The 14294-nt window shown below is 68.6% G+C and carries 15 protein-coding genes and 1 tRNA gene; 6 read left to right on the forward strand and 10 right to left on the reverse strand.

Annotated features, from left to right (window positions below; translation table 11 throughout):
• Nucleotides 1-187 precede the first annotated feature (187 nt).
• From BKA18_RS13580 to BKA18_RS13595, 4 genes are all read left to right on the forward strand, one after another.
• Nucleotides 188-1726, forward strand: a complete 1539-nt coding sequence (locus BKA18_RS13580) for an MFS transporter (protein WP_366043378.1) — start codon at nt 188-190, stop codon at nt 1724-1726.
• A 152-nt stretch (nt 1727-1878) separates the two neighbouring features.
• Nucleotides 1879-2502, forward strand: coding sequence for an HNH endonuclease (locus BKA18_RS13585; RefSeq protein WP_366043379.1), 624 nt, complete (start codon nt 1879-1881; stop codon nt 2500-2502).
• Nucleotides 2503-2512: 10 nt separating this feature from the next.
• A complete protein-coding gene (locus BKA18_RS13590) occupies nt 2513-3379 on the forward strand; it encodes an HNH endonuclease signature motif containing protein (protein WP_366043381.1) in 867 nt (288 codons plus the stop codon).
• 12 nt (nt 3380-3391) lie between these two features.
• A tRNA-Leu gene (locus BKA18_RS13595) sits at nt 3392-3466 on the forward strand.
• A gap of 56 nt (nt 3467-3522) precedes the next feature.
• Here BKA18_RS13595 and rdgB read toward each other — a convergent pair.
• From rdgB to BKA18_RS13615, 4 genes are all read right to left on the reverse strand, one after another.
• Nucleotides 3523-4155, reverse strand: a complete 633-nt coding sequence (gene rdgB, locus BKA18_RS13600) for an RdgB/HAM1 family non-canonical purine NTP pyrophosphatase (protein ID WP_006605361.1) — start codon at nt 4153-4155, stop codon at nt 3523-3525.
• Nucleotides 4156-4164: 9 nt separating this feature from the next.
• A complete protein-coding gene (locus BKA18_RS13605) occupies nt 4165-4572 on the reverse strand; it encodes a hypothetical protein (RefSeq protein WP_366043382.1) in 408 nt (135 codons plus the stop codon).
• Between the two features lie 261 nt (nt 4573-4833).
• The gene (gene rph, locus BKA18_RS13610) at nt 4834-5565 is read right to left on the reverse strand and encodes a ribonuclease PH (RefSeq protein ID WP_006605359.1); all 732 of its coding nucleotides are present in this window, start codon (nt 5563-5565) and stop codon (nt 4834-4836) included.
• Nucleotides 5566-5698: 133 nt separating this feature from the next.
• Nucleotides 5699-5938: a PTS sugar transporter subunit IIB gene (locus BKA18_RS13615; protein WP_256340591.1), complete on the reverse strand. Its 240-nt coding sequence runs from the start codon at nt 5936-5938 to the stop codon at nt 5699-5701.
• Nucleotides 5939-6170: 232 nt separating this feature from the next.
• Between BKA18_RS13615 and BKA18_RS13620 the strand changes: the two genes are divergently transcribed.
• Entirely contained in the window at nt 6171-7484 is a 1314-nt protein-coding gene (locus BKA18_RS13620) for a PTS transporter subunit EIIC (RefSeq protein ID WP_006605357.1), read from the forward strand.
• 353 nt (nt 7485-7837) lie between these two features.
• Nucleotides 7838-9109, forward strand: coding sequence for a PTS transporter subunit EIIC (locus BKA18_RS13625; protein WP_366043384.1), 1272 nt, complete (start codon nt 7838-7840; stop codon nt 9107-9109).
• A 109-nt stretch (nt 9110-9218) separates the two neighbouring features.
• On the opposite strand, the gene BKA18_RS13630 is transcribed toward BKA18_RS13625, so the two are convergent.
• From BKA18_RS13630 to BKA18_RS13655, 6 genes are all read right to left on the reverse strand, one after another.
• Nucleotides 9219-9971 (reverse strand): MBL fold metallo-hydrolase, encoded by a 753-nt coding sequence (locus tag BKA18_RS13630; RefSeq protein WP_366043385.1) that lies wholly within the window; start codon nt 9969-9971, stop codon nt 9219-9221.
• A 404-nt stretch (nt 9972-10375) separates the two neighbouring features.
• Nucleotides 10376-11326, reverse strand: coding sequence for a PLP-dependent cysteine synthase family protein (locus BKA18_RS13635; protein ID WP_366043386.1), 951 nt, complete (start codon nt 11324-11326; stop codon nt 10376-10378).
• Between the two features lies 1 nt (nt 11327).
• The gene (locus BKA18_RS13640) at nt 11328-11606 is read right to left on the reverse strand and encodes a MoaD/ThiS family protein (RefSeq protein WP_006605353.1); all 279 of its coding nucleotides are present in this window, start codon (nt 11604-11606) and stop codon (nt 11328-11330) included.
• A 135-nt stretch (nt 11607-11741) separates the two neighbouring features.
• Entirely contained in the window at nt 11742-11915 is a 174-nt protein-coding gene (locus BKA18_RS13645; protein WP_329150806.1) for a putative leader peptide, read from the reverse strand.
• Nucleotides 11916-11999: 84 nt separating this feature from the next.
• Nucleotides 12000-12425 carry a M67 family metallopeptidase gene (locus BKA18_RS13650; RefSeq protein WP_366043387.1) on the reverse strand — a complete coding sequence of 142 codons (426 nt, stop codon included), beginning with the start codon at nt 12423-12425 and terminating at the stop codon, nt 12000-12002.
• Between the two features lie 152 nt (nt 12426-12577).
• Nucleotides 12578-14044, reverse strand: a complete 1467-nt coding sequence (locus tag BKA18_RS13655) for an amino acid permease (RefSeq protein ID WP_366043388.1) — start codon at nt 14042-14044, stop codon at nt 12578-12580.
• Between the last annotated feature and the right edge of the window lie 250 nt (nt 14045-14294).

Here is a 14294-nt window from a genome sequence, read left to right on the forward strand (position 1 = left end):
GTGAGACCCCTGGCGTGTCCCCGTCACCGCACTGCCCGCCGCACGCCCCGGTGCTCCGTACGGCGCAGCCGCGCGTGACGTACCTCGCTTCATCCCGCCAGAGTGGTTTGATCCGCGCGCGATTGCGCAGGCGCACCTGTCGTATCCCGCGCGCACCCGCGCGCCGACAGACCGAGAGGACCGCCTCGTGCCGACCGGCAGCACTGACGCCGACGCCGCTCCCGACCAGGACCGGGAAGCGCGCAAGCGCCACCGGGTGCTCTTCCGTGCCGTCGCCCGGCGCAAGAACCCCAGACTGCGGCGTACCGACATCACCGTCACCGACGAACGCGTCGTCCGGCGCGCCGTGAAGGCGGCCGCGCTCGGCAACGCCATGGAGTGGTTCGACTTCGGGATCTACAGCTATCTCGCGGTCACCATCGGCAAGGTCTTCTTCCCCGGCGGCAGCGACACCACCAGCCTGCTGTCGTCCTTCGCGACCTTCGCCGTGGCCTTCCTCGTACGCCCTCTCGGCGGCGCCTACTTCGGCCCGCTCGGCGACCGCATCGGCCGCAAGAAGGTCCTCGCCCTCACCATGATCATGATGGCGCTGGGCACCCTGTGCATCGGGCTGATCCCTTCCTACGCCACCATCGGCTTCTTCTCCCCCGCCCTGCTCATCCTCTTCCGCCTGGTCCAGGGCTTCTCCACCGGCGGTGAGTACGGCGGCGCCTCCACCTTCATCGCCGAATACGCCCCCGACAAGAAGCGCGGCTACTTCGGCAGCTTCCTGGAGATGGGCACCCTCATCGGCTACACCGGCGCCGCCGGCATCGTGCTGCTGCTCAACACCACCCTCGGCGACGACGCCATGCTCCAGTGGGGCTGGCGGCTGCCCTTCCTGATCGCCGGTCCGCTCGGCCTGGTGGGTCTCTACCTCCGGGTCAAGCTCGACGAGACGCCCGCGTTCCAGAAGTTCGAGGCCGCCCAGACCCACAGCGCCACCGGGTCCGTCGTCGAGGCCGAGGCCGAGTTCTCGCACCTCTCCGAGAACGCCCCGAAGAAGAAGATCAGCGAGATCTTCGCCCAGCAGTGGCCCACCCTCATCCTCTGCATCGCCCTGGTCGGCGCCTACAACATCACCGACTACATGCTGCTGTCGTACATGCCGACCTACCTGACGGACACCCTCCACTACGAGGAGACCCACGGCCTGCTGATCCTCCTGGGCACCATGGCCGCCCTGATGTGCGTCATCAGCACCGTCGGCAAGCTCAACGACCGCTACGGCCGCAAGCCGCTGCTGATGACCGGCATGCTCGGCTTCTTCGTCCTGGCGATCCCGTCCTTCCTCCTGGTCAAGCAGGGCAGCATCCCCGCCGTCTGCGCCGGCATGGCACTCCTCGGCCTCTCCCTGGTCTGCCTCCTGGGCACCATGTCCGCGGCCCTCCCGGCCCTCTTCCCGACCAACGTCCGTTACGGCTCCCTCTCCATCGGCTACAACCTGGCCGTCTCCCTCTTCGGCGGCACCACCCCCCTGGTGATCACCGCCCTCATGGACGCCTTCGGCCAGAACGTCATGGTGCCCGCCTACTACACGATGGCCGCCGCCCTCGTCGGCGTCATCGCCGTCGCCTGCATGAAGGAAACCGCCCAACAGCCCCTCGAAGGCTCCCCACCCTCCGTGGCCACCAAGGAGGAGGCGGTGGAACTCATCACCGCCCAGACAACGGAGCCGCGCTTCTGATCTGCGAGCCGTCGGACGAACAGGGCCTCGGGGATTCCTTCTCCGGGGCCCTTTGCTCTTGTTCCATAACCCGGCGTAACCGCGCCCACGTTCGATCGTTGTTCTGTTCGAGAGAGCGCACGGGGTGGGCCTGGTGCGCGGGACGGGGAAGCATGCCGGTCAAGTACACCCGCGAGCGGCTCGCGGAGGCAGCGCGGGCATCGTCGTCGTACGACGAGGCCGTGCGACGGCTCGGCGGCACACCAACACCGGGCAGCAGACGGTACCTACGCGCCAAGCTCCTCGAAGCAGGCCTCGACACCACACACTTCGCGCCCGCTGGCGTACGCCACACCGAGGCGAGACTCCGCGAACTGGTGGCCTGCTCGCACAGCGTCGCCGAGGTCGTGCGCCGTCTTGGCATCAATCCGGTCGGCGGCAATCAGGCACACATCGGCCGCCGCATCGCCGAACTGCGCATCGACATCTCCCATTTCACCCCCATGCCTCGACGGAACATCAAGGCCACCAGACGCCATGGTCTGATTCTGGGGTCGCCGTCCGACGGGCGGGTCGGGGGACAGCGCCTTCGTCGAGAATTACTGCGGCTGGCAGTGCCGGAGCGGTGCGCGATGTGCCACGTGGGCACAGAATGGAACGGCAAGCCGTTACACCTTGAAGTCGACCATCTCAACGGCGAATGGTGGGACAACCGTCCGGACAACTTACGTTTCCTGTGTCCCAACTGCCATGCGATGACGGATACTTACCGCGGCCGCAAGCCTCGGCGGAAGTGACGTGTCGGCCATGACCCGGCGTATCTCATACACCAGCGAGTTGCTCGCCCATACGGCAGCCGTCTCAACCAGTCTGGTCGACATGCTGCGCAGACTCGGCACTCCTTTGGGTAGCGGTCCTCACCGGTATCTACGCGACCGACTGAAGCACTACGGCATCAACACCGCGCACTTTGTCAACGAACCGCTTCCACGTCGTCAGCACCGTTCATACACAGAAGCCCTGCTGAGAGAAGCCGCCGCTCATTCCCACAGCATCCGGCAAATGCTGGACTACATGGAGGTTCCGCTGTACGACAGCGCATACACCCACCTTCGCAAGAAGCTGGATCAATTCGACATCGACACATCGCATTTCACAAGCCGCAGAAACGGCTCTCTCCTGCTGCCGCGCGACGAACTGGCAGAGGCCGTAGCAGCCTCGCGGAGCATTGCAGATGTCCTCAGGCGTCTCGCGCAGGCCGACAACGGAACATCCCGGAGGGCCGTGAAACAGAGCATCGAGGCGTACAGCCTCTCGACAGCGCACTTCACCGGCCAGGCACACAGGCGCGGCCTTCCCGCCCCGAACCGCAAATCGGCGGACGATATCCTGCGGCGACTCGATCCAGGTTCGCAGCGGGAAAAGACCGGGATGCTGCGCCGCGCACTCGACGAGCTGGGCGTACCCCGTCAGTGCGCCGAGTGCGGGCTCGGGGACACCTGGCAGGGCAGGCGGCTCGTCCTGGAGATCGACCACATCAACGGTGACCGTCTGGACAATCGCCAGGAGAACCTGCGCTACCTGTGCCCCTCCTGCCATAGCCAGACCAGGACGTTCTCCCGGGGATCGCTGCATATGACCATCCCCTCACAGCCGCGCAGTCCAGCACAGTAGAGTGGGCGCCGCGGGCCCGTATCCCAGCTGGCAAGAGGACGCCGGCTTAGAACCGGTGCGTCGCGGGTTCGAGTCCCGCCGGGCCCACAGATCCAGGTGGCCTCCCCCTCTTCGGACGGAGAGGCCACCTTGCTGCGTGGGCCTCAGCCCAACAACTCCCGCACCACCGGTGCCAGTGCCCGGAAGGCCTTGCCGCGGTGGCTGATGGCGTTCTTCTCGGCGGGGGTCAGTTCGGCGCAGGTGCGGGTGTCGCCGAGGGGCTGGAGGATCGGGTCGTAGCCGAAGCCGCCGGTGCCGGTGGGGGTGTGGCGCAGGGTGCCGTCGAGGGTGCCCTCGACGACGCGCTGGGTGCCGTCGGGGAGGGCCAGGGCCGCGGCGCAGGCGAAGTGGGCGGCGCGGTGGTCGTCGGCGATGTCGGCGAGCTGGGCGAGGAGCAGTTCGAGGTTGGCGCGGTCGTCGCCGTGCCGGCCGGCCCAGCGGGCGGAGAAGATGCCGGGGGCGCCGCCGAGGACGTCGACACAGAGGCCGGAGTCGTCGGCGACGGCGGGGTGGCCGGTGGCCTTGGCGAGGGCGTGCGCCTTGAGCAGGGCGTTCTCGGCGAAGGTGACGCCGGTTTCCTTGACGTCGGGGACGTCGGGGTAGGCGTCGGCGCCGACGAGTTCGACGCGGAGCTCGGCCGCGTCGAGGATGGCGCGGAGCTCGTTGATCTTGCCGGCGTTGCGGGTGGCGAGGATCAGGCGCTGGGGTGCGGGGTCAGGGCCGGTGTGAGGCTGCATGGGCAGTGATTATCCCGGTGTGCAGATCTCGGCCATGTCCCCGGCCCCGTCGGCGATCGGCTGGATATCGGGGACCTGGTTGCGGTCGAGGGCCCGGCGGGCGTTCGTGATGCCCTTGTTCATGGCGTGGATGGCCTTGGCGAGGTCGGGATCGCCGGTGTCGTTGCCGACCTTCCGCAGGTTGCTCTCCACGCTGTCGAGGGCTTGGCGGGCCTGTTGCGGGTCGTCGAGGGCGTGGCCGGCGGCCTGCTGGAGCTTGTCGACGGCGTCGACGACGGAGCCGGCGGCCCGGGTGCAGTCCATGGCCTTCTGGACCGCTCCGCAACCGGCGAGCAGCGATATCGCGAGCAGGGCGGCGGCTGACGCGGCGAGTGCGGCGGTGGCGGGGCGGCCGGGCCGGCGCGGGCGGAGCGGCATGGGTGGTTCCTTCCCTGGCGTCGTACGCGGACGAGGGAAGACACGCAGGGTGCGGCGATTCGGTTGCCCGGTCGCAGGGCGAGGCCGCGAACCGGCCAAGCCGCAGCGGTATGCGGCCGTTCGGTTGCCCGGCCGCAGGCGAGGCCGCGAACCGGCCAGCACGTCAGCGGTATGCGGCGGTAGGAGGCTCCTGCGAGAAAGGGTCACAGGGGAAATGGGGCACAGGGGGGAGGGGCAGCCCCTCCCCCCTGCGGCGGGTGTTCAGAGCGTGCGGGCCAGCGCTTCCCGCTGGGTGGCGTCGAGCGTGCCGCAGCCGGCGACGGCGAGGTCGAGGAGGGCGTTGAGCTCGTCGCGGGCGAAGGGCTCGGCCTCGGCGGTGCCCTGGACCTCGACGAAGCGGCCGTCGCCGGTGCAGACGACGTTCATGTCGGTGTCGGCGCGGACGTCCTCTTCGTAGCAGAGGTCGAGGAGGGGGGTGCCGTCGACGATGCCGACGCTGACGGCGGAGACGGTGCCGGTCAGGGGCTTGCGGCCGTGCTTGATGAGCTTCTTGCCCTGGGCCCAGGTGATGGCGTCGGCGAGGGCGACATAGGCGCCGGTGATGGCGGCGGTGCGGGTGCCGCCGTCGGCCTGGAGGACGTCGCAGTCCAGGACGATGGTGTTCTCGCCGAGGGCCTTGTAGTCGATGACGGCGCGCAGCGAGCGGCCGATGAGGCGGCTGATCTCGTGGGTGCGGCCGCCGATCTTGCCGCGGACGGATTCGCGGTCGCCGCGGGTGTTGGTGGAGCGGGGCAGCATCGAGTATTCGGCGGTGACCCAGCCTTCGCCGGTGCCCTTGCGCCAGCGGGGGACGCCTTCGGTGACGGATGCGGTGCAGAAGACTTTGGTGTCGCCGAAGGAGATGAGGACGGAGCCTTCGGCGTGCTTGCTCCAGCCGCGTTCGATGGTGACCGGGCGGAGTTGTTCGGGGGTGCGGCCGTCGATGCGAGACATGGCGTAGACCCTATCGGCAACGCGAGGGCCCCACTCCGGGCGGTGGATCGTCCGGTGCGGGGCCTTCGGGGGAGGCGCCACACCGGATGTGCGGGGCCTTCGGAAGGAGGCGCGCTGAGCGGGGCTCAGGTCCTCACATCAGGTCTTCGATCTCGGCGGCGATGGGGTCGGCGTCGGTGCCGATGACGACCTGGATCGCGGTGCCCATCTTGACGACGCCGTGGGCGCCGGCGGCCTTGAGGGCGGCCTCGTCGACGAGGGAGGGGTCGACGACCTCGGTGCGGAGGCGGGTGATGCAGCCCTCGACCTCTTCGATGTTGTCGAGTCCGCCGAGCCCGGCGACGATCTTCTCAGCCTTGCTGGCCATGTCCACTCCTGCTTGTCTCGGCCGCCGACGGTTCCGCCGGGCGGTTTCACACCGTAACGCACGTTCGGCCCAACTATGTGGGCGTTTGTCCGCTGTCTGACGAAGGATGGCGATCACCGGAGTGCGCACCGGACGGCCCGGAAAGACCGGCCGGAACGCACCCACGAGTGGTCTACACCACCAGTATGCGGCAAGCACCAGGGCGGTTGTCGACGGGCCGACTGCCGGGAGGACACCGATGAGTTCGAACGCAGCGGCGGCGGCACCGAAGAGGCACTGGGGAGCCAACCTCTTCCAGGGGCTGCAGAAGATGGGGCGCAGTCTGCAGTTGCCGATTGCCGTACTGCCCGCTGCGGGGATTCTCAACCGTCTCGGGCAGCCGGATGTGTTCGGCGCGGACGGGCTGGGCTGGGATGCGGTCGGCAAGGTCTTCGCGGCCGCGGGCGGCGCCCTGCTGGATTCCGGGCTCGGGCTGCCGCTGCTGTTCTGTATCGGTGTGGCGATCGGTATGGCCAAGAAGTCGGACGGGTCGACGGCGCTGGCGGCGGTGGCCGGATTCCTCGTCTACTTCTCGGTGATGCACGCGTTCCCGGCGGGCTGCGCCGCGGGGCAGACGTACACCCAGGCCGGCCTGTGGAGCGGGGTGTGCGTCGACAAGACGCTGACCGTGACGCAGGCCTCCTTCCAGAACCCGGGGGTGTTCGGCGGCATCGTCATGGGGTTTCTGTCCGCCTGGCTGTGGCAGCGCTTCCACCGGGTGAAGCTGGTGGACTGGCTGGGGTTCTTCAACGGCCGCCGGCTGGTCCCGATCATCATGGCCTTCGTCGGGCTGGTCTTCGCGGTGCTGTGCCTGTTCGTCTGGCAGCCGATCGGTGACGCGCTGACGAGCTTCAGCGAGTGGCTGACGGGGCTGGGGGCGTGGGGCGCCGGGCTCTTCGGCGTCGCCAACCGCGCGCTGCTGGTGATCGGCCTGCACCAGTTCCTGAACACCTTCGTCTGGTTCCAGTTCGGCAGCTTCACGAAGCCGGACGGCACGGTCGTCCACGGTGACATCAACCGCTTCCTGGCGGGCGACCCGACGGCCGGGCAGTTCACCACGGGGTTCTTCCCGATCATGATGTTCGCGCTGCCGGCCGCGGCGCTGGCGATCGCGCACTGCGCCAAGCCGCACCGCCGCAAGGAGATCGCCGGCATGATGCTGTCGGTCGGCCTGACCTCGTTCGTGACGGGCGTGACCGAGCCGATCGAGTACTCGTTCCTGTTCGTCGCGCCGCTGCTGTACGTGATCCATGCCGTGCTGACGGGTGTGTCGATGGCGGTGAGCTGGGCGCTGGGGGTGCACGACAGTTTCAGCTTCTCGGCGGGCCTGATCGACTACGTCATCAACTGGGGGCTGGCGACCAAGCCCTGGCTGATCATTCCCATCGGCCTGTGTTTCGCGCTGGTCTATTACGCCCTCTTCCGCTTCGTGATCACGAAGTTCAATCTGTCGACGCCCGGCCGGGAACCGGATGAGGTCGGGGACGCGATGGAGCAGGAGAACGTGAAGTAGGAGCCGGCCGGGGGGCCACCGAGGCAGGACCAGCCCCCTTACCGGTGGTCGACTCGCCTGGAAGCGGCGGAAGTTGTGGGGCGCTCCCCCGGCTGCCCGGCCCGCCCCGACCCACCGAACGGCCCGGAACCCGCACCGCCACCCCGCCTCCTCCGATGCGTCACAGCGCGGCAGCCGGCGCTGCCCTCACCCGCAGCCCGCCCACGCCCCCGCCCATCGCGGGTATGGCGACCGCTTCACGGGGATTCCGCTGCGGTGAACCACCGTGGTAAGAATGGTCTAAACCACTGACCGGTATAGACCAGGAGGCCGGTGGCCCCCCACCGAGTCCCCGCCTCACCAGGAGGAATCCGATGAGTTCGGCCACCGCGACAGCGGCTCCCGAGAAGAAAGGCCGCGGCGCCGGCGCCATGGCAGTGGCCCAACGCATCGGCCGCAGCCTGATGCTACCGATCGCCACCTTGCCCGCGGCCGCGCTGATGGTGCGGCTCGGCCAGCCGGACATGCTCGGCCGGGAGTCGTTCCCCGCCTTCCTGAACAAGATCGCCGAGTTCATGGCGGCCGGTGGCGGCGCCCTGCTCGACAACATGCCGATGCTCTTCGCCGTGGGCATCGCGATCGGCTTCGCGAAGAAGTCCGACGGCTCCACCGCCCTGGCCGCGGTCGTCGGCTACCTGGTCTTCAGCAAGGTGCTCGGCACCTTCCCGGACAGCAGCCTGCCCACCGTCCAGAAGATCGTCGACGGCAAGATAACCGATGCCGCCCCGCCGGTGGACGCGGGAGTGCTCGGCGGCGTCGTGATGGGCCTCGTGGTCGCGCTGCTCTACCAGCGCTACAGCCGCAAGAAGCTGCCCGACTGGCTCGGCTTCTTCGGCGGCCGCCGCCTCGTGCCGATCCTCGCCGCGTTCGCCGGCCTCGTCATCGGCATCGTCTTCGGCTACATCTGGCCCGTGCTCGGCGCCGGTCTGCACAGCTTCGGCGCCTGGCTCGTCGGCTCGGGCGCGGTGGGCGCCGGTATCTTCGGTGTCGCCAACCGTGCCCTGATCCCGGTCGGCATGCACCACCTGCTGAACTCCTTCCCGTGGTTCCAGGCCGGTGACTACCACGGCAAGCACGGCGACATCGCCCGCTTCCTGGCCCATGACCCCTCCGCCGGACAGTTCATGACCGGCTTCTTCCCGATCATGATGTTCGCGCTGCCGGCCGCCTGCCTGGCGATCGTGCACTGTGCCCGGCCCGAGCGCCGCAAGGTCGTCGGCGGCATGATGTTCTCCATCGCGCTGACCGCCTTCGTCACCGGCGTCACCGAGCCGATCGAGTTCACCTTCATGTTCATCGCCCCGGTGCTGTACGCCATCCACGCGGTGCTGACCGGTGTCTCGATGGCGCTGACCTGGGCCCTGGGGATGAAGGACGGGTTCGGCTTCTCGGCCGGCGCGATCGACTTCGCGCTGAACCTCGGCATCGCCACCAAGCCGTGGCTGCTGGCCCTGATGGGGCTGGTCTTCGCGGCGCTGTACTACACCGTGTTCCGGTTCGCGATCCTCAAGTTCAATCTCCCGACCCCGGGCCGCGAGTCCGAGGAGGAGATCGCCGCGGAGGACAAGGCCCAGTACAAGGCCTGACCCTCGAAAGGTCCGCAGCGCATGGCGAGGGCCCCCGGAGACCGTACGGTTTCCGGGGGCCCTCGCCGTGCGCCGTGGAATTCCCGCGGGGATCGGATCCCCGCCCGGTTCAGATCTCGTAGACGGCGCCGGCCTTTGCGACCTCGACCGGCCCGTCGTAGACCTTCTGGGCGTCGCGGATGCTGATGTCCGGGTCGGTCCACGGCGGGATGTGGGTCAGCACCAGCCGCCCCGCGCGGGCCCGCCGGGCGGCCTCGCCGGCCTCCCGCCCGTTGAGGTGCAGATCCGGGATGTCTTCCTTGCCGTAGGTGAAGGACGCCTCGCACAGGAAGAAGTCGGTGCCCGCGGCGAGGATCTCCAGCGCGTCGCAGGGGCCGGTGTCCCCGGAGTACGTCAGCGACCTGCCGCCGTGTTCGACCCGGACGCCGAAGGCCTCGACGGGGTGGCTGACCCGCTCCGTACGGATCGTGAACGGCCCGATGGTGAAGGTGCCCGGCGACAGGGTGCGGAAAGCGAAGACCTCGCTCATCGCGCCGTCGTAGGGCAGGTCGGCGTGCGCCACGGTCAGCCGGCGCTCGGTTCCGGCCGGGCCGTAGACCGGCATCGGCGCGCACCGTCCGCCGTCCGGGCGGTAGTAGCGCACGACGAAATAGCCGCACAGGTCGATGCAGTGATCGGCATGCAGGTGCGACAGGAGTACGGCATCCAGGTCGTAGAGGCCGGTGTGGCGCTGCAGCTCACCCAGGGCGCCGTTGCCCATGTCGAGGAGCAGCCTGAAGCCGTCGGCCTCCAGGAGGTAGCTCGAACAGGCCGATTCCATCGAAGGGAACGACCCCGAGCATCCGACGACAGTGAGCTTCATACGGGCGTGAACCTCCGTGGGCGGGGGCGGCGGTCAGGCGCCTCCCCTCGCTCTCACGCGGTGGAGAACTCGGGGAAGGATCCATGCGGGGCTTCCCGGCGGGGCCCTGCCGGGTCGTTGCCGGGTCCTTGGCGGTCTGTGCGGTGCCCACGAGCGTAAGGCGCAAAAGGGGCTGTGGCGCCTCCAGCGGGGCGAGCTGTGGGCGGAATCACCAGTCCGGGCTGACGCCCCGTACGCCCGTACGCAGTGGCCGCTGCCACCGTCCCGTCCACCGGCCCCCGGCCGTCTGCCCCGGCCCCCGGCCGCCGCGTGTGCCCCGGGATGCGCCGGGGCTCCCGGGGGCCGCACTCGTTCCGGCACGCCAGGGGATGTCGCCCGTCACCTGGCGTGCCGGAACCCCGCGGTTACGCCCAGAGCTGCCCGTGCAGCGTTTCGATCGCCGCCTCGGTGGACTCGGCGGTGTACACGCCCGTGGAGAGGTACTTCCAGCCGCCGTCGGCGACGACGAAGACGATGTCGGCGCTCTCCCCCGCCTTGACGGCCTTCTTGGCGACGCCGATCGCGGCATGCAGCGCCGCGCCGGTGGAGACGCCCGCGAAAATGCCTTCCTCGGCGAGGAGTTCGCGGGTGCGGCGGACCGCGTCCTCGGAGCCGACCGAGAAGCGGGTGGTGAGCTGGGACTCGTCGTAGAGCTCGGGGATGAAGCCCTCGTCGAGGTTGCGCAGCCCGTAGACCACGTCGTCATAGCGCGGCTCGGCGGCGACGATCTGGACGCCGGGGACGTGCTCGCGCAGATACCGGCCGACGCCCATCAGGGTGCCGGTGGTGCCCAGACCGGCCACGAAATGGGTGACGGAGGGGAGGTCGGCGAGGATCTCGGGGCCGGTGGTGGCGTAGTGCGCACCGGCGTTGTCGGGGTTGCCGTACTGGTAGAGCATCACCCAGTCAGGGTGCTCGGCGGCCAGCTCCTTGGCGACCCGTACGGCCGTGTTGGAACCGCCCGCCGCGGGCGAGGAGATGATCTCCGCGCCCCACATGGCGAGCAGCTCCCGCCGCTCGGACGAGGTGTTCTCCGGCATCACGCACACGATGCGGTAGCCCTTGAGCTTGGCCGCCATGGCGAGCGAGATGCCGGTGTTGCCGCTGGTGGGCTCCAGGATGGTGCAGCCGGGGGTGAGCCGGCCGTCCTTCTCGGCCTGCTCGACCATGTGCAGCGCGGGCCGGTCCTTGATCGAACCCGTGGGGTTGCGGTCCTCCAGCTTCGCCCAGATGCGGACGTCGTCGGAGGGCGAGAGGCGCGGAAGGCGGACGAGAGGGGTGTTCCCGACCGCCGCCAGCGGGGAGTCGTACCTCACCTCAGACCGCTCCCCCGGCCACTGCCGGCAGGATCGTCACGTTGTCGCCGTCGGCGAGCTTGGTGGAGATGCCTTCCAGGAAGCGGACGTCCTCGTCGTTGAGGTAGACGTTCACGAAGCGGCGCAGCTGCTCGCCGTCGACCAGGCGCTCGCGGATGCCGGTGTGCCGGCTCTCCAGGTCGGTGAAGAGGTCGGCAAGGGTGTCTCCGCTGCCCTCGACGGCCTTCTGGCCGTCGGTGTAGGTGCGCAGAATGGTCGGGATTCGGACCTCGATGGCCATGGAGTGCTCCAGTCGGAGTGCGGGGTGGGGGCGGGGTTCCCGGGTGCACGGCGTGCGGCGTGCCGGGAGGGCGTCGGGTGACGCGGGAAGTGCGGGGTGCCGAAGGCGCGCGCCGCGCGCCCGGGGCAGGCCGGGTCAGGCGGCGGCGCAGCGCGGACAGATCGCGCTGGAAAGGCGGCACAGATCGACGTGCAGCCGTGCGGCTCCGCAGCCGAACGCGCCCAGCAGAGCAGATGCGGAGCGACGCGTGGCGAGCGGAGCGAGCAGCAGCATGCCCGGCCTCTTTTCGCTCACGTCAGGGTCAACCATGCGGTCATCGTATCGATTCCCGGTCCGGGTATTGGAACCTCGTCCCATGATGCGGACGATTGGTGTACGCCAGGTGGGACGCGCTCAGGAGTACGCGGCCACGACCTCGACCTCTTCCTCGGTCACCGTGCCGTCGACGATACGGAACGAGCGGAACTGGAACGGCCCGGCGTCCTCGGTATCAGCGGTGGATACCAGGACATAGTGGGCGGCCGGCTCGTTGGCGTAGGAGATGTCGGTGCGCGAGGGGTAGGCCTCGGTGGCGGTGTGCGAGTGGTAGATGATCACCGGCTCCTCGTCCCGGTCGTCCATCTCCCGGTAGAGCTTGAGCAGGTCGGCGGAGTCGAATTCGTAGAACGTGGGCGAGCGGGCGGCGTTCAGCATCGGGATGAACCGCTCGGGGCGGCCGCTGCCGGCCGGGCCCGCGACCACGCCGCAGGCCTCGTCGGGGTGGTCCTGCCGGGAGTGCTCGACGATCTGGTCGTAGAGGGCCTTGGTGAGGGTCAGCATGGCGCCAAGGATAAGAGGAGCCCGCGGAGCGCTCGGCCGAGGGTGGCGGCGGGAGGCGGACACCCGGCGGGCCCGTACGTACCGAGGACTGGTACGTACGGGCCCGCATGCTGGACCTACGGGGCGTTGCCCGTTCCTTCCGGGGTGCTGCCTCAGTTCTTGGCGTCCTTGGCGGAGGCCTCCTGGGCCGCCGTGCCGGCCGCCAGGCCGTTCGCCGCGTCACGCCGCTTGATGCAGAGGTAGCCGACGCCCAGGATCAGCGCCCAGAGGGGAGCCGCGTAGAGCGAGATCCTGGCGTCCGGGTCGGCGCCCATCATCACGATCACCATGGCGATGAAGGCCAGCGCGAAGATCGAGGTGTAGGGGCTGCCGGGGGCCTTGAACTCGGACTGCGGCAGCTCACCACGGTTCGCCCTGGCGCGGTAGCGCAGCTGCGAGGCCAGGATGACGATCCACGCCCACATACCGGAGATGGTGGCGAAGGAGACGACGTAGTTGAACGCGTCACCGGGCCACTGGTAGTTGATGTAGACGCCGAACAGCATCATCGCGACCGAGACGCCGGTGCCCCAGGTGGGCAGGCCGTTCTTGCTGAGCTTGGTGAAGAACTTCGGGCCCTGGCCGTTGAGCGCGAGGTCGCGCAGCATCCGGCCGGTGGAGTACATACCGGAGTTGGCCGAGGAGAGCGCGGCGGTCAGCACGACGAAGTTGACGATGCCGGCACCGGCCGGCAGTCCGATCTGCTGGAAGGCGGCGACGAAGGGGCTGACGCCCGGCTTGAAGGCCGTCCAGCTGACGACGGACAGGATGATGATCAGCGCACCGATGTAGAAGAGGCCGATCCGCCACGGCACGGTGTTGATCGCCTTGGGCAGGACCTTCTTCGGGTTGGTCGCCTCGCCCGCGGTGACGCCGACGAGTTCGACGGCGAGGAAGGCGAACATCACGATCTGCAGCGTCATCAGCGTGCCGCCGATGCCCTTGGGGAAGAAGCCGCCGTGGGACCACAGGTTGGCGAAGGAGGCGGTGTCACCGGCGTCGGAGAAGCCGAGGGTGATCACGCCGAGGCCGATCAGGATCATGCCGATGATCGCGGTGACCTTGACCATCGAGAACCAGAATTCCAGCTCACCGAAGATCTTCACGGAGATCAGGTTGATACCGAAGAGCGCGACGGTGAAGACCAGCGCTGCGGCCCATTGCGGTATGCCCTTGTTCCAGTACTGCACATACGTGGCCGCGGCGGTCACTTCGGTGATACCGGTGACGACCCAGAACAGCCAGTACGTCCAGCCGGTCACGAAGCCGACGAAGGGGCCGAGGAATTCTCGCGCGTACTCCGAGAAGGAGCCGGAGACGGGCCGGTACATGAGCAGTTCGCCCAGGGCCCGCATGATGAAGAAGATGACCAGACCCACGATGGCGTAGGCGAGGATGATGCTCGGCCCGGCCATCGAGATCGCCTTACCGGCTCCGAGGAAGAGACCGGTACCGATGGCGCCACCGATGGCGATCATCTGGATCTGACGGTTTCCCAGACCGCGCTGATAGCCCTCTTCGGGGGCCTCGTCAGCTGCCTCGTTGCCGTCGTGTTGCTTGTCGACCTGCACAGAGGTCATGTGTGGTGCGCCTTTCTCCATACCGACCCGGTCTGTCCGGATCGGGTCCCGATCCCCCCGGATGGAGTCCTGCACGCCGACGGTCGGCCGGCTGAGCGCTCCCGCAGCGACAAGGGTGGCGTCACTCACGGCAGGTCGTGAACATCTATCACGACGCTCCGAAGATCACCTACAGATGGCGTGAACCGCACCACGCGGAAAAGGGGACAATCCCTACAAGTGGCCGCAACTTGCATGGCGGCAGTGATGC

Source organism: Streptomyces auratus, assembly GCF_050433025.1.
Lineage (GTDB): Bacteria > Actinomycetota > Actinomycetes > Streptomycetales > Streptomycetaceae > Streptomyces > Streptomyces sioyaensis.